The sequence below is a fragment of the Flavobacterium sp. UBA6135 genome (genome assembly GCF_002428305.1).
In the GTDB taxonomy this organism is placed as follows: domain Bacteria; phylum Bacteroidota; class Bacteroidia; order Flavobacteriales; family Flavobacteriaceae; genus Flavobacterium.
In genome coordinates, this window is record NZ_DIVJ01000050.1 from 69,733 (window position 1) to 94,361 (window position 24,629).

General features: G+C 33.4%; 25 protein-coding genes and 1 tRNA gene. 7 read left to right on the forward strand and 19 right to left on the reverse strand.

Translation table 11 applies throughout. The features are described 5' to 3' along the window. Window positions 1-2: 2 nt before the first annotated feature. Window positions 3-1,085, reverse strand: coding sequence for a DNA replication/repair protein RecF (recF, locus tag B3L86_RS13220; RefSeq protein WP_291120198.1), 1,083 nt, complete (start codon window positions 1,083-1,085; stop codon window positions 3-5). Between the two features lie 166 nt (window positions 1,086-1,251). Here recF and B3L86_RS13225 point away from each other — a divergent pair, with 166 nt between their 5' ends. The 6 genes from B3L86_RS13225 to B3L86_RS13255 all read left to right on the forward strand — a co-directional run bounded on the left by B3L86_RS13225 (window position 1,252) and on the right by B3L86_RS13255 (window position 7,570). Then, window positions 1,252-2,028 (forward strand): tetratricopeptide repeat protein, encoded by a 777-nt coding sequence (locus B3L86_RS13225; protein WP_291120201.1) that lies wholly within the window; start codon window positions 1,252-1,254, stop codon window positions 2,026-2,028. A 3-nt stretch (window positions 2,029-2,031) separates the two neighbouring features. Beyond that, window positions 2,032-2,511: a 6,7-dimethyl-8-ribityllumazine synthase gene (gene ribH / locus B3L86_RS13230; protein WP_291120202.1), complete on the forward strand. Its 480-nt coding sequence runs from the start codon at window positions 2,032-2,034 to the stop codon at window positions 2,509-2,511. A gap of 437 nt (window positions 2,512-2,948) precedes the next feature. After that, on the forward strand, window positions 2,949-4,805 hold the full coding sequence (mutL, locus tag B3L86_RS13240) for a DNA mismatch repair endonuclease MutL (RefSeq protein ID WP_291120207.1): 1,857 nt from the start codon (window positions 2,949-2,951) through the stop codon (window positions 4,803-4,805). Further along, window positions 4,802-5,557 carry a rhomboid family intramembrane serine protease gene (locus tag B3L86_RS13245; RefSeq protein ID WP_291120209.1) on the forward strand — a complete coding sequence of 252 codons (756 nt, stop codon included), beginning with the start codon at window positions 4,802-4,804 and terminating at the stop codon, window positions 5,555-5,557. The genes mutL and B3L86_RS13245 overlap by 4 nt, the downstream gene beginning before the upstream one ends. 68 nt (window positions 5,558-5,625) lie before the next feature. After that, on the forward strand, window positions 5,626-6,498 hold the full coding sequence (locus B3L86_RS13250) for a rhomboid family intramembrane serine protease (RefSeq protein WP_291120212.1): 873 nt from the start codon (window positions 5,626-5,628) through the stop codon (window positions 6,496-6,498). Window positions 6,499-6,508: 10 nt separating this feature from the next. Beyond that, complete coding sequence (locus B3L86_RS13255) at window positions 6,509-7,570, forward strand: endonuclease/exonuclease/phosphatase family protein (protein WP_291120215.1); 1,062 nt, start codon at window positions 6,509-6,511, stop codon at window positions 7,568-7,570. Here the strand turns inward: B3L86_RS13255 and B3L86_RS13260 are convergent. From B3L86_RS13260 to B3L86_RS13335, 16 genes are all read right to left on the reverse strand, one after another. Beyond that, window positions 7,567-8,178 (reverse strand): WbqC family protein, encoded by a 612-nt coding sequence (locus tag B3L86_RS13260; protein ID WP_291120219.1) that lies wholly within the window; start codon window positions 8,176-8,178, stop codon window positions 7,567-7,569. The two genes, B3L86_RS13255 and B3L86_RS13260, sit on opposite strands and share 4 nt — an antisense overlap. Window positions 8,179-8,186: 8 nt before the next feature. Further along, a complete protein-coding gene (gene lepB, locus B3L86_RS13265) occupies window positions 8,187-9,740 on the reverse strand; it encodes a signal peptidase I (RefSeq protein WP_291120222.1) in 1,554 nt (517 codons plus the stop codon). Window positions 9,741-9,837: 97 nt separating this feature from the next. Then, entirely contained in the window at window positions 9,838-10,542 is a 705-nt protein-coding gene (dapB, locus tag B3L86_RS13270) for a 4-hydroxy-tetrahydrodipicolinate reductase (protein ID WP_291120224.1), read from the reverse strand. Further along, a complete protein-coding gene (locus tag B3L86_RS13275; RefSeq protein WP_291120227.1) occupies window positions 10,539-11,102 on the reverse strand; it encodes a DUF5683 domain-containing protein in 564 nt (187 codons plus the stop codon). The genes dapB and B3L86_RS13275 overlap by 4 nt, the downstream gene beginning before the upstream one ends. Further along, a complete protein-coding gene (locus tag B3L86_RS13280) occupies window positions 11,103-12,008 on the reverse strand; it encodes a ParB/RepB/Spo0J family partition protein (protein ID WP_291120229.1) in 906 nt (301 codons plus the stop codon). A 6-nt stretch (window positions 12,009-12,014) separates the two neighbouring features. Next, a complete protein-coding gene (locus tag B3L86_RS13285) occupies window positions 12,015-12,779 on the reverse strand; it encodes a ParA family protein (protein WP_188360792.1) in 765 nt (254 codons plus the stop codon). Between the two features lie 127 nt (window positions 12,780-12,906). Beyond that, entirely contained in the window at window positions 12,907-13,788 is an 882-nt protein-coding gene (locus B3L86_RS13290) for an SDR family oxidoreductase (RefSeq protein WP_291120235.1), read from the reverse strand. A 96-nt stretch (window positions 13,789-13,884) separates the two neighbouring features. Then, complete coding sequence (locus B3L86_RS13295) at window positions 13,885-15,012, reverse strand: methionine aminotransferase (RefSeq protein WP_291120238.1); 1,128 nt, start codon at window positions 15,010-15,012, stop codon at window positions 13,885-13,887. A gap of 60 nt (window positions 15,013-15,072) precedes the next feature. After that, window positions 15,073-15,639 carry a GNAT family N-acetyltransferase gene (locus B3L86_RS13300; protein WP_291120241.1) on the reverse strand — a complete coding sequence of 189 codons (567 nt, stop codon included), beginning with the start codon at window positions 15,637-15,639 and terminating at the stop codon, window positions 15,073-15,075. Window positions 15,640-15,710: 71 nt separating this feature from the next. Next, window positions 15,711-17,834, reverse strand: a complete 2,124-nt coding sequence (gene scpA / locus B3L86_RS13305; protein ID WP_291120244.1) for a methylmalonyl-CoA mutase — start codon at window positions 17,832-17,834, stop codon at window positions 15,711-15,713. Further along, on the reverse strand, window positions 17,831-18,895 hold the full coding sequence (locus B3L86_RS13310; protein WP_291120247.1) for a PDDEXK nuclease domain-containing protein: 1,065 nt from the start codon (window positions 18,893-18,895) through the stop codon (window positions 17,831-17,833). The genes scpA and B3L86_RS13310 overlap by 4 nt, the downstream gene beginning before the upstream one ends. After that, a complete protein-coding gene (locus B3L86_RS13315; protein WP_291120249.1) occupies window positions 18,896-20,248 on the reverse strand; it encodes a methylmalonyl-CoA mutase subunit beta in 1,353 nt (450 codons plus the stop codon). A 2-nt stretch (window positions 20,249-20,250) separates the two neighbouring features. Then, entirely contained in the window at window positions 20,251-20,598 is a 348-nt protein-coding gene (locus B3L86_RS13320; RefSeq protein ID WP_291120252.1) for an FtsB family cell division protein, read from the reverse strand. Between the two features lie 2 nt (window positions 20,599-20,600). After that, window positions 20,601-21,209 carry a uridine kinase gene (udk, locus tag B3L86_RS13325; protein WP_291120255.1) on the reverse strand — a complete coding sequence of 203 codons (609 nt, stop codon included), beginning with the start codon at window positions 21,207-21,209 and terminating at the stop codon, window positions 20,601-20,603. 69 nt (window positions 21,210-21,278) lie between these two features. Continuing rightward, window positions 21,279-21,485 (reverse strand): adenylosuccinate synthetase, encoded by a 207-nt coding sequence (locus B3L86_RS13330; RefSeq protein ID WP_291120258.1) that lies wholly within the window; start codon window positions 21,483-21,485, stop codon window positions 21,279-21,281. Between the two features lie 237 nt (window positions 21,486-21,722). After that, window positions 21,723-21,800, reverse strand: a tRNA-Pro gene (locus B3L86_RS13335). A 179-nt stretch (window positions 21,801-21,979) separates the two neighbouring features. Here B3L86_RS13335 and trxB point away from each other — a divergent pair. Further along, window positions 21,980-22,927: a thioredoxin-disulfide reductase gene (gene trxB, locus B3L86_RS13340; protein ID WP_291120261.1), complete on the forward strand. Its 948-nt coding sequence runs from the start codon at window positions 21,980-21,982 to the stop codon at window positions 22,925-22,927. Between the two features lie 26 nt (window positions 22,928-22,953). Here the strand turns inward: trxB and B3L86_RS13345 are convergent, their stop codons facing one another. Continuing rightward, the gene (locus B3L86_RS13345; RefSeq protein ID WP_291120264.1) at window positions 22,954-23,787 is read right to left on the reverse strand and encodes a GIN domain-containing protein; all 834 of its coding nucleotides are present in this window, start codon (window positions 23,785-23,787) and stop codon (window positions 22,954-22,956) included. 98 nt (window positions 23,788-23,885) lie between these two features. Then, window positions 23,886-24,626: a head GIN domain-containing protein gene (locus B3L86_RS13350; protein WP_291120266.1), complete on the reverse strand. Its 741-nt coding sequence runs from the start codon at window positions 24,624-24,626 to the stop codon at window positions 23,886-23,888. Between the last annotated feature and the right edge of the window lie 3 nt (window positions 24,627-24,629).

Below are 24,629 nucleotides of genomic sequence, written 5' to 3' on the forward strand. Positions count from 1 at the left end.
AATTATTTTAAACGAAAGATTTTATACTCTTGATGTGTCATTTTTACGATAGATTCAGTTCGGTCAGGATGTGTGTCACTGATAAATAATTGTCCGAATGAATCATTGTTTACCATTTCAACAATTTTGCTGACACGATATTCATCTAGTTTATCAAAAATATCATCAAAAATAAGAATGGGTTTTTCGCCACTTTGTTTTTTTAAAAAATCAAATTGGGCTAATTTCAAGGCTATCAAATAAGATTTTTGTTGACCTTGTGAACCAAACTTTTTTATGGAATGATTTTCAATTTCAAAAGACAAATCATCTTTATGAATTCCGGCAGAAGTAAACTGTAATAATTTGTCTTTTTGTAAATTTTCTATAAAAAGTTGGTTTAATGAAGCGTCAAAAAGTTGACTTTCATATACCAATTGTACTTTTTCAGCACCTTCAGTAATCGCTTGATGATGCGATTGAAAAATTGGTGTAAAGTTTTCAATAAACTTTTTTCTTTTTTCAAATAGAGCATGAGCGAGCGGTTCGAGTTGCTCATCATAAACTGCTAAAGTGTCTTTTTCAAAAACCCGATTAGAGGCAAAGTATTTTAAAAGGGCATTACGTTGACTAATTATTTTTTGATATTTTATTAAATCTGACAAATAAGAAACATCTGATTGTGAAATGACGCTATCCATAAATTTCCGTCTGGTTTCACTTCCTTCAATAATTAAATCACGGTCTGCCGGTGATATTATCACTAGTGGAATAAAACCAACATGATCAGAAAATTTCTCGTAAATTTTTCCGTTTCGCTTTAAAATTTTCTTTTGACCTTTTTTTAAACTACAGGTAATTAATTCCGTTCTGTCGTTTTTGATAAAATCACCTTCAATCACAAAAAATTCTTGATCGTGTTTAATATTTTGAACAGCTTGCGGATTAAAATAGCTTTTTCCGTAGGCCAAATGATAAATTGCATCCAGAATATTGGTTTTTCCTATACCGTTTTTCCCTACAAAACAATTAATAGTGTTTTGAAACTCATATTGAGCTTCAGAAAAATTTTTATAATTGACTAATGTAATTCGTTTTAAAAACAATGGGATACCAATTAAACGTTGACTTTTTGAGTGTTCTTGAGCGATAAAATTAAAATTTTTCCGTCCTTTAAATTCCAGTGGTGCAAATTATTCAAAAATATCCAAAAAAAGGGCTTTTAAATTTCAATAAAAATTTTATTTTTGCGGCTCATTAAATTTAAAATAAATGGCAACTTATAATAAAAGAGGGTTCAAAGCACCAAAACCAAAAGATATTGAAGATATTGAAGAAAACGTTGATGTTGATGTGAAAAACAGTACAACTGCCGAAGTTTTCAGTACGTTAGATGAAAACGCTTCAAAAGCAGAAGAGTGGGTAGCAAAAAACCAAAAAATCATATTTGGAGTTGTTGGAGTTATTGCTTTTTTAACGGTAGCTTATTTGTTGTACGGTAAGTTTGTAACTGAACCTAAAGAAATTGAAGCAGCAGAAGAAATGTTTGTGGCTCAACAAAATTTTCAACAAGCGGTTGATGCTACTACAGGTCAAGATAGTTTGTTTACACTAGCATTAAACGGTGCTGATGGAAAATATGGTTTTATAAAAATTGCAGAGGAATTCTCCGGTACAGATGCCGGAAATTTAGCTAATTACTATGCCGGAATTGCTTATTTAAACATTGGGAAAAACACAGAAGCAATTGCTTATTTAGATAAATTCAGTTCTAAAGATATTGTTTTAAGTGCTTTGGCAAAAGGAGCTATTGGAGATGCATTTGCTCAGAGAAATCAGTTAAAAGATGCTTTAGAATATTATGAAAAAGCAGCTCGTATGAATTCTAATGAGTTAACCACGCCACGTTTTTTATACAAAGCAGGACAAACAGCTTTGACTTTAGGTCAAAAACAAGAGGCTTTAAACTATTTCACTGAAATAAAAGAAAGTTATGAAGCTGCCCCGGAAGCTAGAAATATAGATGGTCTTATTGGTCTTTCAAAATAAAGAATGGCAACAGAAAATAAAAACTTATCTCAATACGATAAAAACACGCTCCCAAACGTTAGTCAGCTTTCGTTTGGGATTGTTGTTTCTGAATGGAATGATTCCATTACAGAAGGACTTTTTAAAGGAGCTTTTGACACATTAACTGATTGTAATGTTAAGCCTGAAAATATTATCAGGTGGAATGTTCCCGGAAGTTTTGAACTTATTTACGGTTGCAAAAAAATGATGGAAGCCTATCCAAATTTGGCCGGAATTATTGCCATTGGAAGTGTGATAAAAGGAGAAACCCAACATTTTGATTTTGTTTGTGAAGGTGTGACACACGGCATAAAAGATTTGAATTTAGTCGGTAAAATGCCGGTGATATTTTGTGTGCTAACAGATAATAACCTTCAGCAATCCATTGATAGAAGTGGAGGAAAGCACGGGAATAAAGGTGTTGAAGCAGCTGTTGCAGCAATTAAAATGACAGTTTTTTAAATAAAAAATAGTGTTCTGAATAAGAAAGTTAGCCAAATCCATTTGATTTGGCTTTTTTTATGGTTAAAAAGAACCAGATGTTAACAATTTTTAACCTAACAATATGGGCATTGTTTTTGATTTTGAGTACCTTTGAAAACAGTTATAATTATGGGAGCATTTAGTAAAAGAACAAACAAAAAATTCAGTTATCAACCTCGTTATTATCAAAGTGATAGTGAGGGGAGTCCTTTTCGTATTGAACCAAAGTTCGATAAATTCCGAAAAACAGTTGGCGATCAAGGGGGTTTGAAATCAAAGTTTATTTCGGCTTATGATGATTTTAAAACAAATTCGGATTCAAAAACAAATAAAACTATATTGATAATTATAACCATTTTATTACTCTTATTTTTATTCATAATCGATTTCGATTTATCCCTATTTATTAGTAAATAATGTCAAGTGTCATTCAATTACTTCCGGATCATGTAGCCAATCAAATTGCAGCCGGAGAGGTGGTGCAACGCCCTGCTTCAGTGGTAAAAGAATTACTTGAAAATGCCGTTGATGCAAAAGCAACGCAAATAAAGTTGGTCGTTAAAGATGCCGGAAAATCATTAATTCAAGTCATTGATAATGGCGTTGGAATGGGTGTGACTGATGCCCGGCTTTGTTTTGAAAGACATGCTACCTCCAAAATTCGTCATGCCGAAGATTTATTTGCCATTCATACAAAAGGCTTTAGGGGCGAGGCTCTAGCTTCAATAGCTGCGATTGCTCATGTGGAACTTAAAACCAAACAAGAAGGTGAAGAATTAGGGACTCATATCATAATTGAAGGAACCAAAGTAAACTCGCAAGATCCTGCGGTTGTGCCTAAAGGGACTTCTTTTTCAGTAAAAAATTTATTTTATAATATTCCTGCCCGACGCAATTTTTTAAAATCAGAAACGGTAGAATTCAGACATATAGTTGATGAATTTCAACGTGTGGTGTTGGCTCATCCTGCTATCCAATTTTCTTTGATTCACAACGGGAGTGAATTATATAATTTGACTTCATCCAATTTAAGACAGCGAATTGTTGGAGTTTTTTCAGGTAAAACAAATGAAAAATTAGTTCCGTTAAGCGAAGAAACGGAGTTGGTCACGGTTCAAGGTTTTGTGTCTAAACCTGAATATGCTAAAAAAAGTAGAGGAGAACAATTCTTTTTTGTAAATGATAGGTTTATCAAAAGTGGTTATTTGCATCATGCTGTTATGGCCGCTTATGAAGGTTTGCTCAAAGATGGATTGCAACCTTCCTATTTTATTTATTTAACTGTACCGCCAAATAGTATTGATATAAATATTCATCCAACAAAAACAGAAATCAAGTTTGATGATGAACATGCTTTATACGCCATTTTGCGTTCCACAGTTAAACATAGTTTGGGTATGTTTAATGTGGCTCCGGTTTTAGATTTTGAACGAGATCCAAACCTTGATACACCTTATCAGATCCAAAATAAAGAAGTCAATTATCCAACAATACAAGTAGATTCCAATTATAACCCTTTTTCTGAGGATAGTAAACCTAAAAATTTTGGACGTTCAAGTTACAGAGAACATCAAGCCGATACTGCTTCTTGGGAAAGCTTGTATGTCAATTTAAAAACAGATAGTCAAGAAATTGCTTCACATAGTTTTGAAACAGATATTGTGAGCGGTTCTCTTTTTATAGAAAATGAAAATGAAATTGAAGAAACGTCAACAAGAACGTATCAAATTCAAAAAAAATATATTGTTACTCCAATCAAATCAGGATTGATTGTTATTGATCAAAAAAGAGCCCATCAACGGATTTTGTACGAGCAATTTTTAAAAAATATGACGGTGGCCAATGCTTCCAGTCAAAAATTATTATTTCCTGTTTCGCTACAATTTTCTCAAAACGAAATTAATTTAATTCATGAGTTAAAAGGTGCGTTAGAAAATATGGGGTTCATTTTTGATTCCATTTCTAAAGATGTTATTTTGATTTCAGGTATTCCAATAAATAGCAATGAAAGTCAAGTTACTGCAATTATTGAAGCAGTTATTAACGATTTGAACAATGGCACTTCAGATCATAATTTCAGTCAAAATGATACTATCGCGAAATCTTTGGCTCGAAGCATGGCTGTGAAAAACGGCTCATTTTTAGCACAAAAAGAACAAGAAAATATAGTAAATGGTTTGTTTGCTTGCAAAGAACCGGCTACTTCTCCATTTAATAAACCTACTTTTATCACGTTATCAGTTGATGATATCGAAAAACGATTTATGTTATGATGCGAATGACCGAAACCGTAAAGCAATTATTGATTATAAACATCTTATTTTATATTGGTTCAGCGATGACTGCACCCATGTCGTATGAGTTGTTTTCGTTGTATTTTCCTTTGAATGATAAGTTTGAATGGTGGCAGCCCATCACTCATATGTTTATGCACGCACAAATGCCAAATTTAATGCATATTTTCTTCAATATGTTTGGTTTAGTTATGTTTGGTTCAGCTTTGGAACATTTTTGGGGTTGGAAAAAGTTTTTGTTTTTCTATATTTCTTGTGGAATTGGAGCGGCACTCGTTCATAGTGGAATGAATTACTATGAATTCCATAAAGGCGTTGTTTATTTAGAATCCATAGGATATAGTGATCAATTGAAATTCATTTTAGAAACGGGTAGTATAAATTTCAAAAGTGCATCTGAAGATGTAGACATGGAAATTCTAAAAGGAATGTTCCAAGCCTATCACATTCCGGCTGTTGGAGCTTCCGGAGCTTTATATGGAATTTTAGTAGCTTTTGCGTTTATGTTTCCAAATGCCGAATTAATGTTGTTGTTTATTCCGGTTCCAATTAAAGCAAAATATTTTGTTCCCGGTTTAGTGGCTATCGATTTATATATGGGAATCACGGGTTCATCGCTGTTTGGTGGCGGTGGTATTGCTCACTTTGCTCACGTTGGTGGTGCACTTTTCGGATTTTTGATGATGTGGTATTGGAAGAAATCGCAGTTCGACAAGAATCGTTGGGATTAAATTGGAGTGGTAAAAGGTAATGGATAATTGGTGATAGGTAATAAGTAATTGGTAAAAAGTAAGTTTTTATGAATATTTTTAACGAAATCAAACAGCAATATACTATGGGTGGCGTAACTGAAAAGTTAATCTACTGGAATGTTGCCTTGTTTGTTATTCCCTATGTTGTTTTAGGTGTTTTATCTTTATTTGGAATCGATTTTTCTTTTTCCAATTATATCAGTTTGTCTTCAAATCCTGCAGATTTGTTATGGAAACCTTGGTCAATTCTTTCTTATGCTTTTTTCCACATTGGATTTTTACATATTATCTTCAATCTTATTATTTTACATTTTGTTGGCAGATTTTTTTTGACATTTTTTATTCAAAAACAACTGTTGAGTTTGTACCTATTGGGTGGTATTTTTGCCGGTTTTATCTATATTTTAAGTTACTTATTATTTCCGGCATTAATTAATAAGAATGCTGAACTTGTTGGAGCTTCAGGAGCTGTAATGACAATTATGTTTGGTGTTGCAACTTATGCACCTCACATGCAAGTTAGATTGCCATTGATTGGAAATATAAAACTTTGGCACATCGCCATGTTCTATTTAATTATTGATTTAATAAGTTTATCTACAGCAAATACCGGAGGGCATATTGCTCATTTAGGAGGTGCATTGTTTGGATTTTTATTCAGTAGTCAGTTGAAAAAAGGAAATGATATCACAAAATGGTTTTCAGGATTTTTAGATTATTGCATCAATTTATTTTCAGCAAAAAAAACAACACCGTTCAGAAAAGTCCATAAAAATGAGTCGTATTCAAAGCCAAAACCGGTTGTTAAAGATAAATCGCAACAACAAATCGATGAGATTTTAGATAAAATCAGCAAATCAGGATATGAAAGTTTAACTAAAGAAGAAAAAGAATTTTTATTTAAATCCGGAAAAGAGTAAGTTGGCATACATGAAAAAATTAAGTTGGTTCAACAAGTTTATTTTTATATGCAATTTTTTTGTGTTGCTTGTGACTTTTGTGGCTTATTTTTTGCCGTTTCTTGCTCCAAGATTATTTCCTATTTTATCTGTTTTAAGCCTTTTTTTACCGTTGATATTAATCATTAACCTACTGTTTTTTATCTATTGGTTGTTGCAATTCAAAAGGCAGATGTTGCTCTCAGGGATTGTTTTGCTTTTGGGAATTACATTCATCAACAAGTTTTATAAACTTTATGGGAATGAATCCGAAAGCCATAAAAACGATCTTGTGATTATGAGTTATAATGTACGTTTATTTAATTTGTATGATTGGATTAAAAACGAAGATGTAAGTGCCAACATTTCTGAATTTATAAAGGAAAACAATCCCGATGTTTTGTGTATTCAAGAATTTTCGAACACAAACACAATTGATTTTTCTAAATATCCTTACCAACATGTTTTTATTGAAGGCAAAAACACCAAACTTGGACAAGCCATTTTTTCTAAATTTCCGATAGTTGATAGAGGTGTTTTGAATTTTCCGAATTCTACCAACAATGCTGTTTTTGTTGATTTAAAAAAAGACACCACAGTTTTTAGAGTTTACAGTATTCATCTTCAATCGATAAAAATTACTCCTGATGTTCACGAGATTGACGAAAATATTCAGGAAGGTGTCACTAAAACTAGATCAAAAAGAATTTTTTCCAGAACATCTGCTGCTTTCAGAGAACAACAAAATCAAGCTGAAATTGTAAAAAAACACAAAATGGGATGTAGTTATCCGGTTATAATTTGTGGTGACATGAACAATAGTGCTTTTTCTTTTGTTTACAGAAGTGTTAAAGGTGATTTGAATGATACCTTTGAAGAAGCGGGAAGTGGTTTTGGGAAAACCTATAGTTTTAAATATTACCCTGCTCGAATAGATTATATTTTTACAGACAAACAATTTGAAGTGAAAAGTCACAAAAGTTTTTCTGATTTCAAAAATTCAGATCACTTTCCTATTGTTTCTAGGGTTTCGATTTTGCCAAAGGGGAATTAAATCTCTTGTCTTTTCAAATAATCTACAGCATATCTTCCTTCATTGAAAAGTAAATCAAGAATACTTAAGTTATTCAAAAATCCATTTTTTTCTTGAAAAACTTGCGTATAAGGTTCAAATGTAGCTCCGTCTTTTTTGCCGTTGGCAAGACTTCTAAAATCCGAAATATCGTTTACTTCATGAAAGTATTCCATTGTTTTTTCAAATGGTATAGCAACGCCCAAACAATTGCAAACTACAGCTATTGATTCCAAATTTAAATCCATTAAGAACGTATGTTTCTTGTTGAAAATGGTTTGAAGATCATCTTCAAAATATTCAAAAAAGGGTGAGGCTCGATAAGCCGCTTCTAACGATTTTAAATGTTGCTTTTGCCAATTGAAAGCGGTTTCCAAACGCACATCTTTTGTTTTTTGATGTGGAATAGTTGCATGTTTAATTGGGATATTCAAAAGTTGAACTCCGTTCGGACTGTGGATGTACATCCTATTTCTATTGGTTTGTTTTTGAAAATTATCTTCCATTTCAAAAACAACACTATCAGCTTGTAACATTGCCACAAAATGACTTATTGACGGAAAATAGGTTGGATGAAGTAAACTAATCATAGTAATAATTAAGCAGCTTCTTTTTTCTTTTTTCTCTTGCGATAAAAATCAAAACCAAACCATGCGGCCATAATCAATAAGAAATAGCTAAAGTAAGATACCGGTTCTCCATCACCACCAACAGTAGTAAACATTCTTTCCCATCTGATTTTATCAAATAATTTACCCCAAGGCGTGTTTTGATCTAAACTCATCCAAATGAATACGGGCTTACCAACAATGTGATCAGCTGGCACATAACCCCAAAAACGGCTGTCTTCTGAATTGTGACGGTTATCTCCCATCATCCAATAATAGTCTTGTTGAAAGGTGTATGAAGTGGCTATTTCTCCATTAATACGAATTTCATCACCATTTATCATCAAATCATTTTTTTCGTATTCTTTGATAATCATCTCATAAAATGGAATAGTTTCTTTATTTAAAGCTACTGTTTTTCCGGCTTCAGGAATGTAAATGGGTCCAAAATTATCAACATTCCAATTTTTTGTATGTGGAAAAATTTGAGAGTAACCTTCTTTTTCTTCAATTTTTGTGACACTTTGAACTACGGGATTGTTTCGCAATCTGGCTGCATTTTCATCCGTTAAGGCTTTAAATTGAAAGCGAGTAGGAGAAATTTGTCCAAAAGCATCGGTTATTTTTAATTCTTTAATTATATAATCATAGCTAAAACCTGAACCATCTGTTACTACTTCATAAGAATATTGCAACTTTTGACGATCATGAAGTGGCAATATTTTACCATTAACATATACATCTCCATTTTTTATTTGAAGACTATCTCCGGCAATTCCTACGCAACGTTTTACATAATTTGATTTTTTATCGATTGGTTTTCGGATGCCTTTGCTTACTCGATCACCGAAAAATTTAACGGTATCGGTTGGCCAGTTAAAAACAACAATTTCGTTTCGCTCTACTTTTTGTAAAGCCGGAAATCTGAAATAAGGCAATTGCGGAAAATTAAAATATGATTTTTTCTTAAGCAAAGGAATAGTATCATGAACCATCGGAAAAGCGATAGCTGTTGAGGGAGTTCTGGCTCCATAATGAAATTTACTAACAAACAAAAAGTCGCCAACAAGTAAAGATTTTTCTAATGATGAAGTCGGTATCGTATACGGTTGCATCACATAAGTGTGAACCGTTGTTGCGACAACAATCGCAAATAAAATAGAACTTATAAAATCAGCAGTTGCATTTTTTGGATGTAATGAACGTTCTTTTATATGTTGGACATCTTGTGTGTAATTGATATAATAAATGTATAAACCTAAAGTAGCAACTCCTAAAATGGTATCAACAGTAGAATTTTTTCCAAAACTTCGCAAAGTTTCGACCCAAACTACCGGAAACATAATCAGGTTAATAATAGGTATAAATAATAAAAATGTATACCACCACGGACGGTTTATAATTTTCATTAAAATTATGGCATTATAAACCGGAACGGCAGCTTCCCATGATTTTCTACCGGCTTTTTCGTATAATTTCCAAGTTCCTAAATAATGAATAATTTGTACAATCAGAAAAAGTATAAACCATTGATATAGCGTCATTTTAGTCTTTTTTTAAGTGATTCGAACATCCAAATTGATTTCGAAGAATAATTGTATTAGTCTGTAAATTTATTTAAATGTTTCTAATTTTTACTATTTATTTCAAACCCAAAACATCTTTCATAGTGAAAACACCTTTTTTCCCTAAAAGCCATTCTGCAGCAATAACGGCACCAAGGGCAAAACCTTCCCGATTGTGAGCGGTATGTTTAATTTCAATTGTGTCTACCTCTGAAGTATAGAAAATACTGTGAGTTCCCGGAACATTTTCAATTCGTTTGGCATCAATATACAAAGTATCACTTTCATTGGTGTTTTCTAAAGTCCATTTGTTATATGAAGTATTGTTTATAATACCGTTTGCTAAAGAAATAGCGGTTCCGCTTGGAGCATCCAACTTTTGGGTATGATGAATTTCTTCCATTGAAACTTTATATTGATCAAATTTCGACATTAGTTGTGCCAAATGGTTGTTGAGTTCAAAAAATAGATTTACGCCCAAGCTAAAATTAGAACCATATATAAAAGCAACGTTTTTTTCATTGCAAAGCGACACCATGGAGTGGTAATCTTCCAACCATCCTGTAGTTCCTGAAACAACTGGAATTCCTGCATTTAAACAGGTAGAAATATTTTCAATTGCAGCATCGGGAACACTAAAGTCAATAGCAATGTCAGCATTTAGCAAACCTTCAAATGTAGCTTCTTTAGATTTTCGTAAAACAATTTCATGACCTCTTTCTAAAGCAATTCGTTCAATTACTTTACCCATTTTTCCGTAGCCTAATAATGCAATTTTCATTTAAAAGAATAATTTAGTGTGAGTCCAATGTTGTATTTATAGGTCATATCGTCTTGTCTTAGATCAGGTTTCAATGATAAATTATTGTTTACGTTAAATTGAATCAAATGTGCGTCAACATTGGCGTCAACAATATTCAATACATAAATTCCTAAAGTTACCAAGAGCGATATACTTCTGTTTCTTTGAAAAGTTCGTTGAGCGTTGATAACTACATTATCAGAATAAATACCAAAATATTCATCATCGGTAAAACCTTCCAATCGTCTTTTGTAGATATCCCTAAATTCGTTGTACTGTTTGTTGTTATCAACATAAAAATAAATTCCTGTAGCCAAACCTCCATAAACAATTGGAATTTTCCAATATTTTTTATTGTAAGCTTGACCTAATCCGGGAAGAATAGCAGAATAAAAAGCAGCTTTTGACGGAGCTAAAGGATCGATTGCTTTATAAACAACAGAATCTTTTGCTATCAAAACTTCTTCTATTTCAATTTTTTGAGCAAAAACAGTTTGGTTAACAAAAAAAAAGAAAAGTATAACGATTAATCCTTTCACTTACTTTTTGATTAAATTTAATATCCGTTGAAAATCCGCTTCAGATTTAAACGGAATGGTAATCTTTCCTTTGCCTTTTGCGTCAATTTTGATGTCAATTTTTGAACCTAAAACAGTGGCTATTTCTTTCTTTTCTGTTTCAGAAATAATAAATGGCAAAGCAGTTTTTGAAGTGGTTTTTCCTGTTTTTGGTTTTAAATTATCTTGATAATTTTTAACTAAAGTTTCGGTTTCTCTAACAGAAAGATTTTGACTGATAATTTTATGATAAATATCGGATTGTGCATCTTCATCTTCTATTGTAATTAAAGCACGACCGTGTCCCATAGAAATAAAGCCATCTCTAATTCCGGTTTGGATAATTGGATCCAGTTTTAAGAGTCGAAGATAATTGGCAATTGTAGAACGTTTTTTTCCAACTTTATCACTCATTTGTTCTTGAGTAAGTTGCACTTCGTCAATTAAACGTTGGTAAGAAAGTGCAATTTCAATAGGATCTAAATCATGACGTTGGATGTTTTCCACCAAAGCCATAACAAGCGATTCGTTGTCATTGGCAATACGAATATAAGCCGGAATAACATTTAATCCTGCGATTTTAGAAGCTCTTAACCTTCTTTCTCCAGAAATTAATTGGTATTTATTAAATTCTAATTTTCTAACTGTAATGGGTTGAATAACGCCTAATTCTTTGATGGAAGTAGCCAATTCCTGAAGCGTTTCTTCATTAAAATTGCTTCGGGGTTGAAACGGATTTATTTCAATGGCATCAATTTCAAGCTCAATGATATTACCTACAACTTTGTCTGCATTTTTATCATTAACTGATTTAATATCATTATCCGGGTCTTTCAGTAAAGCTGATAAACCTCTTCCAAGAGCTTGTTTTTTAGCGGCTTGTGTCATAAAATCCTAACTGTTTTTTTTAATAATTTCTTCAGCTAAACTCAAATAATTGTTAGCTCCTTTGCTGGTTGCATCAAAGTTAATGATACTTTCTCCAAAACTAGGTGCTTCGCTCAATTTCACATTTCGTTGTATGATGGTTTTAAAAACCATATCGTTAAAATGTTTTTGAACTTCTTCAACCACTTGATTTGACAATCGCAAACGAGAGTCATACATGGTTAACAACAATCCTTCAATGTCTAATTCGGGATTGTGTAATTTTTGTACACTTTTTATAGTATTTAATAATTTGCCCAAACCTTCCAAGGCAAAATATTCACATTGAATTGGGATAACAACGCTATCTGCAGCAGTCAAAGCATTCAAAGTAAGTAGTCCTAATGAAGGAGCACAATCAATTAAAATATAATCATATTGATCACGAACAGACTCCAGAGCCTGTTTTAACATATATTCTCTGTTTTCTTTGTCAACCAATTCAATTTCAATAGCCACCAAATCGATATGTGCCGGAATGACATCAACGTTTGGAGCCGAACAAGAAACGATTGCGGCTGATGGAGGGTGACTGTGTTCCAGAACTTGATAAGAACCAATACTTACACTATCAACATCAATTCCTAAACCGGAACTGGCATTGGCCTGAGGATCAGCGTCAATTAATAACACTTTTTTTTCTAGAACACCTAAAGAGGCCGCAAGATTAACTGTTGTAGTTGTTTTTCCTACGCCACCTTTTTGATTCGCAATTGCAATTATTTTGCCCATTGAGTAGATTAAATTTGAGCCGTAAAATTACGATTATTTATGGTTTTTTCAACTTCAAGTTGTTAACAAAAGTTAATTGTTTTACTCACAAATACTTATTTAATTCGTAAAACAATTTCACCTTTTTTTATTTGTCCTTTTTTGCTTTAATCATGGCTTCTAACATGTCCCACATTTGTTCGGGAATTTGTTCAAGTAAATTAAACTGTCCGGCACCTTTTAACCATTCACCTCCGTCAATGGTAATGACTTCGCCATTTACATAAGCAGAAAAATCGGAAACTAAATAAGCTGCGATATTTGCTAATTCCTGATGATCACCCACTCGTTTTAACGGAACTTTTTTAGCCATATCAAATTTTTCGGCCAAATCTCCAGGTAATAATCTGTCCCAAGCACCTTTTGTTGGAAATGGTCCGGGAGCGATTGCGTTGCTTCTGATTCCATATTTTGCCCATTCTACAGCCAAACTTCTAGTCATGGCTAAAACCCCGGCTTTTGCTGTAGCACTTGGCACTACATAAGCCGAACCAGTCCAAGCATAAGTGGTGACAATATTCAAAATTACCGAACTTTCTTGTTTGGTGTCAATCCAGTGTTTTCCGAAGGCTAGGGTGCAGTTTTTGGAACCTTTCAACACAATATCAATAATGGTGTCAAATGCATTTGCAGATAATCTTTCGGTTGGTGAAATGAAATTTCCCGCTGCATTGTTTAATAAGACATCTACTTTTCCAAAAGTTTTTAAAACTTCTTGAAGCATCGCTTCTACTTGGTCATAATGCCGAACATCACATTGCAATGGTAAACATTTTCCTCCTGTTTCCTTCTCTAATTCAGAAGCTGTTGTTTTTAATTTATCTATATCTCTGGAGGTAATGGCGACTTTGGCTCCTAATTCTAAAAAATATTTTGTCATGGCTTTTCCGAGACCACTACCGCCCCCGGTTACCACAATTACTTTGTCTTCTAAGGCATTATCGCGAAGCATTTTTGCTGAAAAATTCATAATTATATGTTTTAGGTAAAGATACTATTTAAGGGTAATTTTTGATAAATTTTAGCATTAAACTAACAAAATTCTAACAGACAAAGTTGTTGGTTCTTATAATTTTTGTAATCGTTCCGCAGCTTTAGTAAGTGTTGCATCATCTTTGGCAAAGCAAAATCGGATTCTTTTCAAATCAGTTCCGTCACCATAAAAAATGGATAACGGAATTGTTGCCACGCCAAATTCGGTGACTAATCGTTTGGTAAATTCTAAATCATTTTCAGATGAAATGCCTTTGTATGATGCCACTTGAAAATAGGTGCCGTCACAAGGTAATAACTCAAAAGGAGTTGTTTTCATAAGATCTTTGAAAAACTCCCGTTTTGCCAAATAGAGTTTGGAAACGGAGTTGATGTCAAAAACATCAAGGTATTCGCTAATTGCTGCTTGCGATAAACTGTTTACGCTGAAAACTAAAAATTGGTGTACTTTTTTTACTTCTTTCATCAAATGTTCCGGGGCGATGGCATAACCAATTTTCCAACCGGTCATGTGTAATGTTTTTCCAAAGGAAGAAGTGATAACAGTTTTGTCTTTTAATTTGTCTCTGGTATTTGCAGAAATGTGTTTGTTTTCAAAAGTGATATATTCATAGACTTCATCACTTAAAATCAAAACATCAGGATATAGGTCTAACAAATTTTCCAATTGTTGAAAATCACTTTCTGTCCACATTTTTCCTGAAGGATTGTGTGGATTATTGATGATTAATAAGCGTGTTTTGTTTGATAAATGATGAGCTATTCGTTCAAAATTTGGGGTATAATCATCGTTCAAAGAAACCCGAACCGGTTTTGCGTTACACAATAAAATGGGCGTTTCATAACAATCGTAACTGGGATCTAAAATGATAACTTCATCTCCGGATCTTACTAAGGCCTGAAGGGTTGCAAAAATAGCCTCAGTTGCTCCAGCGGTTACCAAAAGTTCTGAAGTTGGATTGACTTTTCTTTTATAGGATTCAAAAGTAAGACGACAAATTTTTTCCATTAATGGAGGATATCCGGCCATTGGCGTATATTGATGCACGTCATCTTTTGCCAATCGCATAGTAATTTCAATCATGCGTTCGTCAATGGGGAAATTTGGAAATCCTTGGGATAAATTTATCGCATTGTGGTCCACAGCCATTTTAGACATGATGGTGAAAATGCTGGTGTTTAAATGAGGTAGTTTGGACATGGTAGCTATTTCAGTCCTAAAAATAGACAATTTGTGTTAAGATTTAAAATCTAAGGAATTTTATTTTTGTTTTTTGAAATTTCTCTTTAAGAGGGTGTAAATTACAGAATCTAAAAATTGGCCATCCCAAAATACATTTTCAACAAAGTGAGCTTCTTTTACAAAGCCGTTTTTTTCTAATACTTTGGCAGAGGCATAATTTTCAGGATCAATAACACCTTCAACAGAATGAAAATTCAATACGTTGAAACCATAATCTAAAACCATATTTATGGCTTCACTGGTAATGCCTTTATTTTGATATTTAGGTAAAATCATATATCCAATTTCTGAACGAAAATTTTCAGGTTGAATGCGATAATGGCCAATGACACCCAACAATTTCGGATTTCCTTTTAACGTAATTCCCCAATTGATTCCCGTGTTGCTTTCAATTTTTTCAGTAATCATAGCAACGTGTTCCAATGCCATTTCAAGAGAAGTAACCAACGGTCGCGGAATGAATTTCATCGTTTCGGGATTGCCGCGAAGTTCCATTATTTCGTTGATATCATCAAAAGTAACTGCTCGCAACAGCAAACGATTGGATTCGAGGATTGGGAAAGGGGTGAAGGAGAGGGTGAGCATTTTTTTGTTTTTGTAAATATAAAAAAAACACCAATCTCTCAGTCAGTGTTTTCAAACATATAATTTATATATTACTCTTCAAGTAAAACCTCCAAAATACTAATCGCCGCCTCACTAATTTTCGTTCCAGGGCCAAAAACAGCAACTGCTCCGGCATCAAACAAAAATTGGTAATCTTGTGCGGGAATTACACCGCCTACAATGACCATAATATCTTCGCGACCGTATTTTTTAAGTGCTGATATGACTTGTGGCACCAAGGTTTTGTGTCCGGCAGCCAAGGAAGAAACGCCTAAAATATGTACGTCATTTTCCACGGCTTGTTTGGCGGCTTCGGCAGGTGTTTGAAAAAGTGGGCCAATGTCTACATCAAAACCAACATCGGCATAACCGGTTGCGACTACTTTTGCTCCACGATCGTGACCGTCTTGTCCCATTTTTGCAATCATAATGCGGGGACGACGACCGTCTTTTTTGGCAAACGCATCGGCTAATTGTTTCGCTTTTTCAAAGCTTTCGTCGTTTTTAATTTCTTTACTATACACGCCGCTAAAGGTTCTAATTTGTGCTTTATATCGTCCGAAAACTTCTTCTAAGGCATCACTGATTTCGCCAAGAGTTGCACGGTTTCGGGCTGCTTCTACGGCTAAAGATAATAAATTTTCCTGACCTGATTTTGCAGATGCAGTCAATTTTGCCAAACTGGCTTTTACTTTTTCCGTATCACGAGACGCTTTTATTTGAGCCAATCGTTCCAATTGTTGCTTGCGAACCATTTCGTTATCCACATCCAAAATCATCAACGGATCTTCTTTCTCCAAACGGTATTTGTTGACGCCAACAATAATGTCTTGTCCGCTATCAATTCGGGCTTGCTTTCTGGCAGCTGCTTCTTCAATTCGCAATTTCGGAATTCCGGCTTCAATGGCTTTGGTCATGCCACCTAATTCTTCTACTTCTTCTATTAAAGTCCACGCTTTTTGAGCAATTTCATTTGTCAAACTTTCCACATAGTAACTTCCTGCCCAAGGATCAACGGTTTTGCAAATTTTAGTTTCTTCCTGCAAAAATATTTGCGTATTTCGAGCAATTCGAGCCGAGAAATCAGTAGGCAAAGCAATCGCTTCATCCAAGGCATTGGTGTGCAGCGATTGTGTTCCGCCAAAGGCAGCTGCAGCCGCTTCAATACACGTTCGAGCCACATTGTTGAACGGATCTTGCTCGGTTAAACTCCAACCCGAAGTCTGACAATGCGTACGCAAAGCCAATGATTTTTCATCTTTCGGATTGAATTGTTTCAGTAATTTTGCCCATAACATTCGAGCCGCACGCATTTTGGCAATTTCCATAAAATGATTCATCCCAATTGCCCAGAAAAAAGAGAGGCGAGGAGCGAAAGTGTCAATGTCCATTCCAGCTGCTAATCCGGTTCGGATGTATTCTAAACCATCGGCTAAGGTATAAGCCAATTCAATATCGGCGGTTGCTCCGGCTTCTTGCATGTGATAACCTGAAATCGAAATCGAATTGAATTTAGGCATATTCTTGCTCGTATATTCAAAAATATCAGCAATAATTTTCATCGAAGGAGTAGGTGGGTAGATGTAGGTATTTCGCACCATAAACTCTTTCAAAATATCATTCTGAATCGTTCCCGAAAGTAAATTCGGAGCCACACCTTGTTCTTCGGCAACGACAATATAAAAAGCCATAATAGGCAAAACCGCTCCGTTCATAGTCATCGAAACCGACATTTCATTTAACGGAATTTGATCAAACAAAATCTTCATATCTTCCACCGAATCGATGGCGACACCTGCTTTTCCAACATCGCCAACCACGCGTTCGTGATCGGAATCATAACCTCTGTGGGTTGCTAAATCAAACGCTACTGAAAGTCCTTTTTGACCAGCAGCTAAATTTCTTCGGTAAAATGCATTACTTTCTTCGGCGGTGGAAAATCCGGCATATTGTCGAACTGTCCAAGGTCTGCGAACATACATTGTGGCATAAGGACCGCGAAGATTGGGAGCAAATCCGGCACCAAATTCAATATGTTCTAACTCTTTGATTTCATCTTTAGAATAAAAGGGCTTTAATTCAATACTTTCAGCCGTTAGAAAATTATCTTTTTGTGAATTTTCTACTTTCTGAATGCTACCTTCTAATTTAATATGTTGGATGTTTTTTCTCATGAATTTTCTTTTAAAATTTTTTCAAATTCATTTACTGTAGGTATGTTTTTTTCGTAAATTTTTGGCAGTTGTTCAGTGAAAGTATATTCACTTACACCTATTGGTTTGTTTATGTCTTTTAAAGCATATTCTACTTCAATTCCATCTTTGCCATTGCATAATAAAATGCCGATTGAAGGATTTTCATTTTCAGTTTTCAATATATCGTCAACAGCAGATAAGTAAAAATTTAGTTTTCCAGCAAATTCTGGTTCAAATTCTACTGTTTTTAATTCAATAACAATATAGCATTTTAAATTAATATGATAGAAGAGTAAATCCAAGGAGTATGATTTTTTGCCTATTTCTATAGGATATTGTCTCCCAACAAAAGCAAAACCTTTTCCAAGTTCTAATAAAAACTTAGTGATATTTTCTGTTAGTTGTTTTTCTATTTCTAATTCGTGAACTTTTGCTTCTAAAGTTAAAAAATCAAAATTATAAGGATCTTTTAATAATTGATTGACTAGTTCTGCTTGATTAGTTTTTAGTGTTTTATCAAAATTATTTATGGATTTTCCTTGTCGTTCAAAGAGGTTTTGTTTTAGTTGTAATGCTAAAATTGCTCTGCTCCAATTGTTTTTAATTGTTTCATTTATATAAAAAAAAGCCTCTTCTTTTGTTTTCGTTTTTTCTAATATCAAAACATGATGTCCCCATGGAATTAAGACAAATCTTTCTAGTCCAACAGCTTGTTGGATTGATTCTATTTGATTCAGTCCAACAAGCTGTTGGATTGAATTTTCAACATAAAAAATATAAAATTTTCTTATATTGAATAGATTTGTTCTTGAAAAGCCTGAAATATGCGGGAATTCAGATTTAATATCTTTTGAGAGTTGGTCAATGTAATTGTTTCTTCCTTCAAGAAGTGACTGGTTTTCAAAAATCATTTTACCAATATTCCAATACAGTAAAATCAACTCTTTATTGACTGATAAAGCTGCTTTTTGTTGAGAACTTAAAATTTGATTTTTAATTTCAACAATTAAATCTTGGTATTTTGAAAACTGTAAATTCATTTATTCATCTTTCAACCTTTCCTGTTCCAATTTCTCAGCCAATCTCCTTTCAATAATCGGCGTTACCAATGTTTTTCTCGGATTATTTTTTACAAAAGGAAATAATTCCAACTCATTTGACATTCTATCATTTTTGTTTGGATATTTATTAGTTCCCAGCAAAACTTCTTTTCCGGAATCAAAAAGTTCTTGTTCTTTTTGAGCACTTTCGTTTATTTTTCGTTGAATCGTGCCTTCCATCAATTGGGTGATTAATCCACCGTTTGCTTCGATATCTTTGAACAATTCTAATGCTTTTTCAGCTAATTGTTCGGTTAAGGTTTCAATGTAATAGGCTCCATCAGATGGATTACTTACTTTGTCAAAATAACTTTCTTTTTTTAAAATCAATAATTGGTTACGTGCAATACGATCGCCAAATTCATTGTCTTTATGATAAATCGCATCATAAGCCAAATTAGAAATGGCATCGGCTCCACCCAAAATCGCACTCATGCATTCAGTTGTGGTGCGAAGCATGTTTACATTGTAATCGTATAATGTTTTGTTTCGTTTTGTTGGAGTTGCAATAATATGACATTCAAAATCATGATTGTATTCTTTGGCTAACGAATTAAATAGCAAACGAAAAGCTCTTAATTTTGCAATTTCAAAGAAATAATTTGTGCCAACTGCCACTTCAAAAGTAATTGGCGATGAAATAGTTTCAATTCGATTGAAATATTCATTCACATGAGCTAACGAATAAGCCAATTGCTGAACGATATTCGCTCCTGCATTTTGATACAAATCCATTTTGCAACTTAAAAAAGGAATTTTTGAATCCGAAATTAATTTCAATTCACTAAAATCTTTTTCTAACGAAGAAAACCAGTTGCCATCATTGGCTAATTGACCCACAGCATCTTGTAAAACAATTATATTGAATTGATTTTTAGTGGCAAAAGTTGTTATTTTCTTCAAAAAATCAGCAGAAAGAAATAACAAGTTGAAATAATAAATAACCTGTTCCTTAGGAAGATTTTTTAGTAATTCGTCTAATGAAATCGTATCATTTTCAATAGTAAAGCGAATGGATTCTGCTCCGCGATTTAAGGAATCTAAAGCTCTTTCGTTTGATTTTTTCACATCATAAACATAGATGTTTTGTGTGATTGAAAACCCGTTTGAAGTTAGCACTTCATGTTTTAATTCCGTTTCGTCAAAATGATAAAAAGGTTTCACTTTAATGCCTTCCGGACTTTCCCAAACGAGCGTTTCGTTATAGTCAGCTCCTTTTAACTCAAACTGAATTTGTTGTTTCCATTGTTTACTGGAAATTGAATCGAATGATGAAAATAATTTTTTGGTCATTCTTATTTGTTTTTGGTTTTGCTATCATTTGGTGAATTTTTTTCAAATTCAATGATATAAATGTCTTCACTATCTCGTTTCATATAGTATTTTTCACGAGCATATTTTTCAATATAATCAAGGTTTTTTAAACGTTTAATCTCTAAACAATCATTTTTAATTTCTTCCTGATAATATTTTTTATTGGTTTCTAATTCATCCAATTGTTTATTTAAAATTCGATGTTCTAAATAAGAGTAGTTGTCTAAAAAAAGCATCCAAACGGCAAAGAAAGCCAAAACCAAAACATATCGATTCCCAACAAATCTAAACCATGGATATTTGTCTTTTAAACGTTGAATGAATTTCATAGTTATAGAATTCGTTGGTTAATTACAGCACGAACCACATCAATTGCTACGGTATTGTATTTATCATTTGGAATGATAATATCGGCAAAAGCTTTTGTGGGTTCGATAAATTGTTGGTGCATTGGTTTTAAAGTTGTTTGGTATCTATTCAACACTTCGTCCATGTCTCTGCCGCGTTCAGCAATGTCTCTTTTTAGTCGTCTGATTAACCGTTCGTCAGAATCAGCATGAACATATACTTTTATGTCAAACATATCTCGTAACTCTGAGTTTGCTAAAATTAAAATTCCTTCAACAATCATAACTTTTCTAGGATGAGTAATCACGGTATCATCAGTTCTGTTGTGCGTTACAAAAGAATAAACAGGTTGTTCAATTATATTTCCTTTTTTTAATTGTTTAAGGTGCTCTGTTAAAAGTTCAAAATCAATTGCTCTCGGATGATCAAAATTGATTTTTGTTCGTTCTTCATAACTCAAATTGTTTGTTTCTTTATAGTATGAATCTTGGGAGATGATACCGACTTCTGTTTCCGGGAGTTCGTTCATAATTTGGTGAACCACTGTAGTTTTTCCACTTCCTGTTCCACCTGCAATTCCGATGATAAGCATTTTGTAAAATTGATTGTTTAGGTTCAACAAAAATAGAAATTATAAACGGAGGATGGAATATTTTTGATTTTAATTTTCAGATGATTCATCATTCTTTTTCTTTCGTTTCCAGATATAATACAGAATCAGTATAACAATAGGAATTACGATATAGAGTATAACATCATTTAAAGAGTTTAAAGATATGGTGCCGGTATCACCAGGAATTCCTGAAGGTCTTTGTGCAAAAAGAATTGCAGGAAAAAGAATAGTCAGTAGCATTATTTTAATTTTCATAACTTAAAATTTGATTACAATTTACAAAATTTAAAATTGATAATCAATTAATTATGAAAAGCATAAGTTTTTAAAGTGAGATTTACTGGATTATTTCATGATCCGGAGTTAAGGAAATGTTGCTCACCAAAATCTTTTGAGCTTCGCTCTGAGTTATTTTTTGGTTTCAATCCTTACAAGCAAGCTTGACGGCTTTAAACCAAAAAATCCCTCCCACTTGCGTGGAAAGGATTTTTGTGGTCGGGGTGGCAGGATTCGAACCTGCGGCCTCCTGCTCCCAAAGCAGGCGCGATAACCGGGCTACGCTACACCCCGAAAAAAGTAAAATAAACTTACTCTTTTAGAGGGTGCAAATATAGAACTAAAATTAGTTTTACCAAATCAAATTTTCAAATAAAATACTTCTATTTGAAAATTATTAAAACTAATCAACAATTAAGATATAATTTTCATTAAAAAGTTACATTTGCATCACAATTAAGTAAACTAGCATTATGTCAGATACAATAGAAAAAGTAAAATGTTTAATTATAGGTTCCGGTCCTGCGGGATATACTGCAGCAATATATGCAGCGAGAGCCAATATGTTTCCTGTATTATATCAAGGAACACAACCTGGTGGACAATTGACTACTACTAATGAAGTAGAAAATTTTCCGGGTTATCCGGACGGGGTTACCGGACCGGAGATGATGGTTCAATTGCAAGAACAAGCCAAACGTTTCGGAACAGATATACGAGATGGTTGGGCAACTAAAGTTGATTTTTCAGGGCCTATCCATAAAGTTTGGGTAAATGACACGAAAGAAATTCATTGTGAAACAGTTATTATTTCTACCGGAGCTTCTGCTAAATATTTAGGATTGCCTTCGGAGCAACATTATCTTCAAATGGGTGGAGGTGTTTCTGCTTGCGCTGTTTGCGACGGATTTTTCTACAGAAATCAAGAAGTAGTAATTGTTGGAGCAGGAGATTCGGCTTGTGAAGAAGCTCATTACTTATCTAAACTTTGTAGAAAAGTTACGATGTTGGTTAGAAGCGAAAAATTCCGTGCTTCAAAAATCATGGAAGCTAGAGTTCGCAAAACTGAAAACATTGAAATTTTATTAAATACAGAAACCGTTGAGGTTAAAGGTGACGGACAAGTGGTTAGTTCTGTTTTAGTAAAAGAGAGAACAACCGGTGTTGAAACTGAAATTCCGGCCACCGGATTTTTCGTTGCGATTGGTCACAAACCAAATACTGATATTTTTGCGGATTATTTAAATTTAGACGAAACCGGATATATCATTAATGTTCCTGGAAGAACGTTGACAAACGTTGAAGGTGTTTTTGTTGCAGGTGATGCCGCAGATCATGTTTATCGTCAAGCTATTACAGCTGCCGGAACCGGTTGTATGGCTGCTTTGGATGCTGAGCGATATTTAGCAAGTAAAGAGTAACAAAAATCCCGGCATGCCGGGTTTTTTTATTTTATTTTTTTATTGATACTGGCTTCATCGCTAAATCTTTTTATTTCCAATTTTCCTTCACCATAGAAGTTGAATTCTGATTTGCCGGAGGCTTCTAAAATCAAACGAGTTGCCACATTAAGACTGCTTTTTGAAGCTCCTTCTAAAATTAAAGAAGCATTTTTGGTGACTAATTTTTTGCCTGTAAAGTTAGCATTGTTATCTAATCGCAATTTTATGTCCTCAACATCACCTTCAATTACAGCTGCTGATTTTTGATACATATCACATTTGAGTTTGTTTGACGCAATCAGTGCTTTTACGGAGGAATTTTTATTGAATTCTAAAACAGCATCTTGTGATTTTAAATTTAATTCTACTTTTGATTTGTCGTTAGTTATTAATGTGAAATTGTGTATATCTGCATTCAAAAATAATTTGGAATCATCATAACTTTTGAATGTCATTTCGTTTATTTTAACTTCTGACAAAGCTGTTAAGCTTGCGTTGTCACGTAAAATAACCATTTTAAAATTATCAGTATAAGTAACTCTAAGGCTCGTTTTTTTTGCTCCTGAAATATCTTTTGTAGTTCGTAAGCGTAATGTGTTGTTTTTTAAATCTACTTCAATAGCATCATGTAAATTATCATCGGCTTCTACTTCTACAGCACACTTATTTCCTTTAACTAAGAAAACTTCTAAATCGTCATACACTTCTAAATTGTCAAAGTCGCCAATTTCAACTTGTTCAATGGATACTATTTTTGAACCTTTTATTTTTTCCTTCTTCTGACTATACGATAAGGAAATAATAAAAAAGAACGCCAGTAGGATAAGCTTTTTATTCATTTTAGAAATGGATTTAATTACAAATATAAAAAAAACATCCCAACTATTAGTCAGGATGTTTTTTTAGATTGCGATTAAAAGCTTTCTGATAAGTTTGATTATTTAGATTTTACACTACCTCCGGAAGTTGCTTTTTTAATTATTGAATTGGGTTCTTTATAATAAAAAATAGAACCACCACTTGATGCTTTAGCATTTAAACTCAAAATTGGATAAACTTGAATTGAACTTCCGCTTGACGCAGTTGTGATTATGTTGTTTGTTAGAAGTTCTTTGGCTTTTATGTCACTACCACTTGAAGTTGAAGCTTCTAAATTTATGGCTTTTCCGGATAAAAAGATGGTACTTCCACTACTGGCTTTACAACTTATATTTTCAACTTCTACTTTAATATCAATTTCACTTCCGCTGCTTGAATTTAAATCTAGTGAAGGTATTATTAAGATGTTTTTACTCACAACAAAAGAGCCGCTCGAAGTGCTAATTGCATCTAATTCTTTAAAAGTAACTTTAACTTTTTTTTCTTCAGCTCTTTTTATGTTTTTTGTGGTTGTAATTTTTAATTTTCCATTGTCTATAGATGTTTTAATATACTCGTGTAAATTTTCATCGGCCTCAATGGTTATTGCGTTTTCGCTTCCTTGATAAATTTCTACATCCAATCCTCTGCTTACTTGAATTTTGGTAAAGGATTCAGAAGTAGTTCTCGTTGAAGTAACCACATTTTTATTACCACTAACCGAGTCTAAACCATCAATTTTAATTTCACAAGAAGTGGCCAATAATGCTACAACAACTGAAATAACTATTTTCACAAAATTCAGAATAAATTTTATCATAAT

What these genes read in the sequence shown, in the direction of transcription:
- B3L86_RS13225 (WP_291120201.1), top strand. Translation starts at nt 1,252, where the DNA reads ATGGCAACTTATAATAAAAGAGGGTTCAAAGCACCAAAACCAAAAGAT.
- ribH (WP_291120202.1), top strand. Translation starts at nt 2,032, where the DNA reads ATGGCAACAGAAAATAAAAACTTATCTCAATACGATAAAAACACGCTC.
- mutL (WP_291120207.1), top strand. Translation starts at nt 2,949, where the DNA reads ATGTCAAGTGTCATTCAATTACTTCCGGATCATGTAGCCAATCAAATT.
- B3L86_RS13245 (WP_291120209.1), top strand. Translation starts at nt 4,802, where the DNA reads ATGATGCGAATGACCGAAACCGTAAAGCAATTATTGATTATAAACATC.
- B3L86_RS13250 (WP_291120212.1), top strand. Translation starts at nt 5,626, where the DNA reads ATGAATATTTTTAACGAAATCAAACAGCAATATACTATGGGTGGCGTA.
- B3L86_RS13255 (WP_291120215.1), top strand. Translation starts at nt 6,509, where the DNA reads ATGAAAAAATTAAGTTGGTTCAACAAGTTTATTTTTATATGCAATTTT.
- B3L86_RS13260 (WP_291120219.1), bottom strand. Translation starts at nt 8,178, where the DNA reads ATGATTAGTTTACTTCATCCAACCTATTTTCCGTCAATAAGTCATTTT.
- lepB (WP_291120222.1), bottom strand. Translation starts at nt 9,740, where the DNA reads ATGACGCTATATCAATGGTTTATACTTTTTCTGATTGTACAAATTATT.
- dapB (WP_291120224.1), bottom strand. Translation starts at nt 10,542, where the DNA reads ATGAAAATTGCATTATTAGGCTACGGAAAAATGGGTAAAGTAATTGAA.
- B3L86_RS13280 (WP_291120229.1), bottom strand. Translation starts at nt 12,008, where the DNA reads ATGACACAAGCCGCTAAAAAACAAGCTCTTGGAAGAGGTTTATCAGCT.
- B3L86_RS13285 (WP_188360792.1), bottom strand. Translation starts at nt 12,779, where the DNA reads ATGGGCAAAATAATTGCAATTGCGAATCAAAAAGGTGGCGTAGGAAAA.
- B3L86_RS13290 (WP_291120235.1), bottom strand. Translation starts at nt 13,788, where the DNA reads ATGAATTTTTCAGCAAAAATGCTTCGCGATAATGCCTTAGAAGACAAA.
- B3L86_RS13295 (WP_291120238.1), bottom strand. Translation starts at nt 15,012, where the DNA reads ATGTCCAAACTACCTCATTTAAACACCAGCATTTTCACCATCATGTCT.
- B3L86_RS13300 (WP_291120241.1), bottom strand. Translation starts at nt 15,639, where the DNA reads ATGCTCACCCTCTCCTTCACCCCTTTCCCAATCCTCGAATCCAATCGT.
- scpA (WP_291120244.1), bottom strand. Translation starts at nt 17,834, where the DNA reads ATGAGAAAAAACATCCAACATATTAAATTAGAAGGTAGCATTCAGAAA.
- B3L86_RS13310 (WP_291120247.1), bottom strand. Translation starts at nt 18,895, where the DNA reads ATGAATTTACAGTTTTCAAAATACCAAGATTTAATTGTTGAAATTAAA.
- B3L86_RS13315 (WP_291120249.1), bottom strand. Translation starts at nt 20,248, where the DNA reads ATGACCAAAAAATTATTTTCATCATTCGATTCAATTTCCAGTAAACAA.
- B3L86_RS13320 (WP_291120252.1), bottom strand. Translation starts at nt 20,598, where the DNA reads ATGAAATTCATTCAACGTTTAAAAGACAAATATCCATGGTTTAGATTT.
- udk (WP_291120255.1), bottom strand. Translation starts at nt 21,209, where the DNA reads ATGCTTATCATCGGAATTGCAGGTGGAACAGGAAGTGGAAAAACTACA.
- B3L86_RS13330 (WP_291120258.1), bottom strand. Translation starts at nt 21,485, where the DNA reads ATGAAAATTAAAATAATGCTACTGACTATTCTTTTTCCTGCAATTCTT.
- trxB (WP_291120261.1), top strand. Translation starts at nt 21,980, where the DNA reads ATGTCAGATACAATAGAAAAAGTAAAATGTTTAATTATAGGTTCCGGT.
- B3L86_RS13345 (WP_291120264.1), bottom strand. Translation starts at nt 23,787, where the DNA reads ATGAATAAAAAGCTTATCCTACTGGCGTTCTTTTTTATTATTTCCTTA.
- B3L86_RS13350 (WP_291120266.1), bottom strand. Translation starts at nt 24,626, where the DNA reads ATGATAAAATTTATTCTGAATTTTGTGAAAATAGTTATTTCAGTTGTT.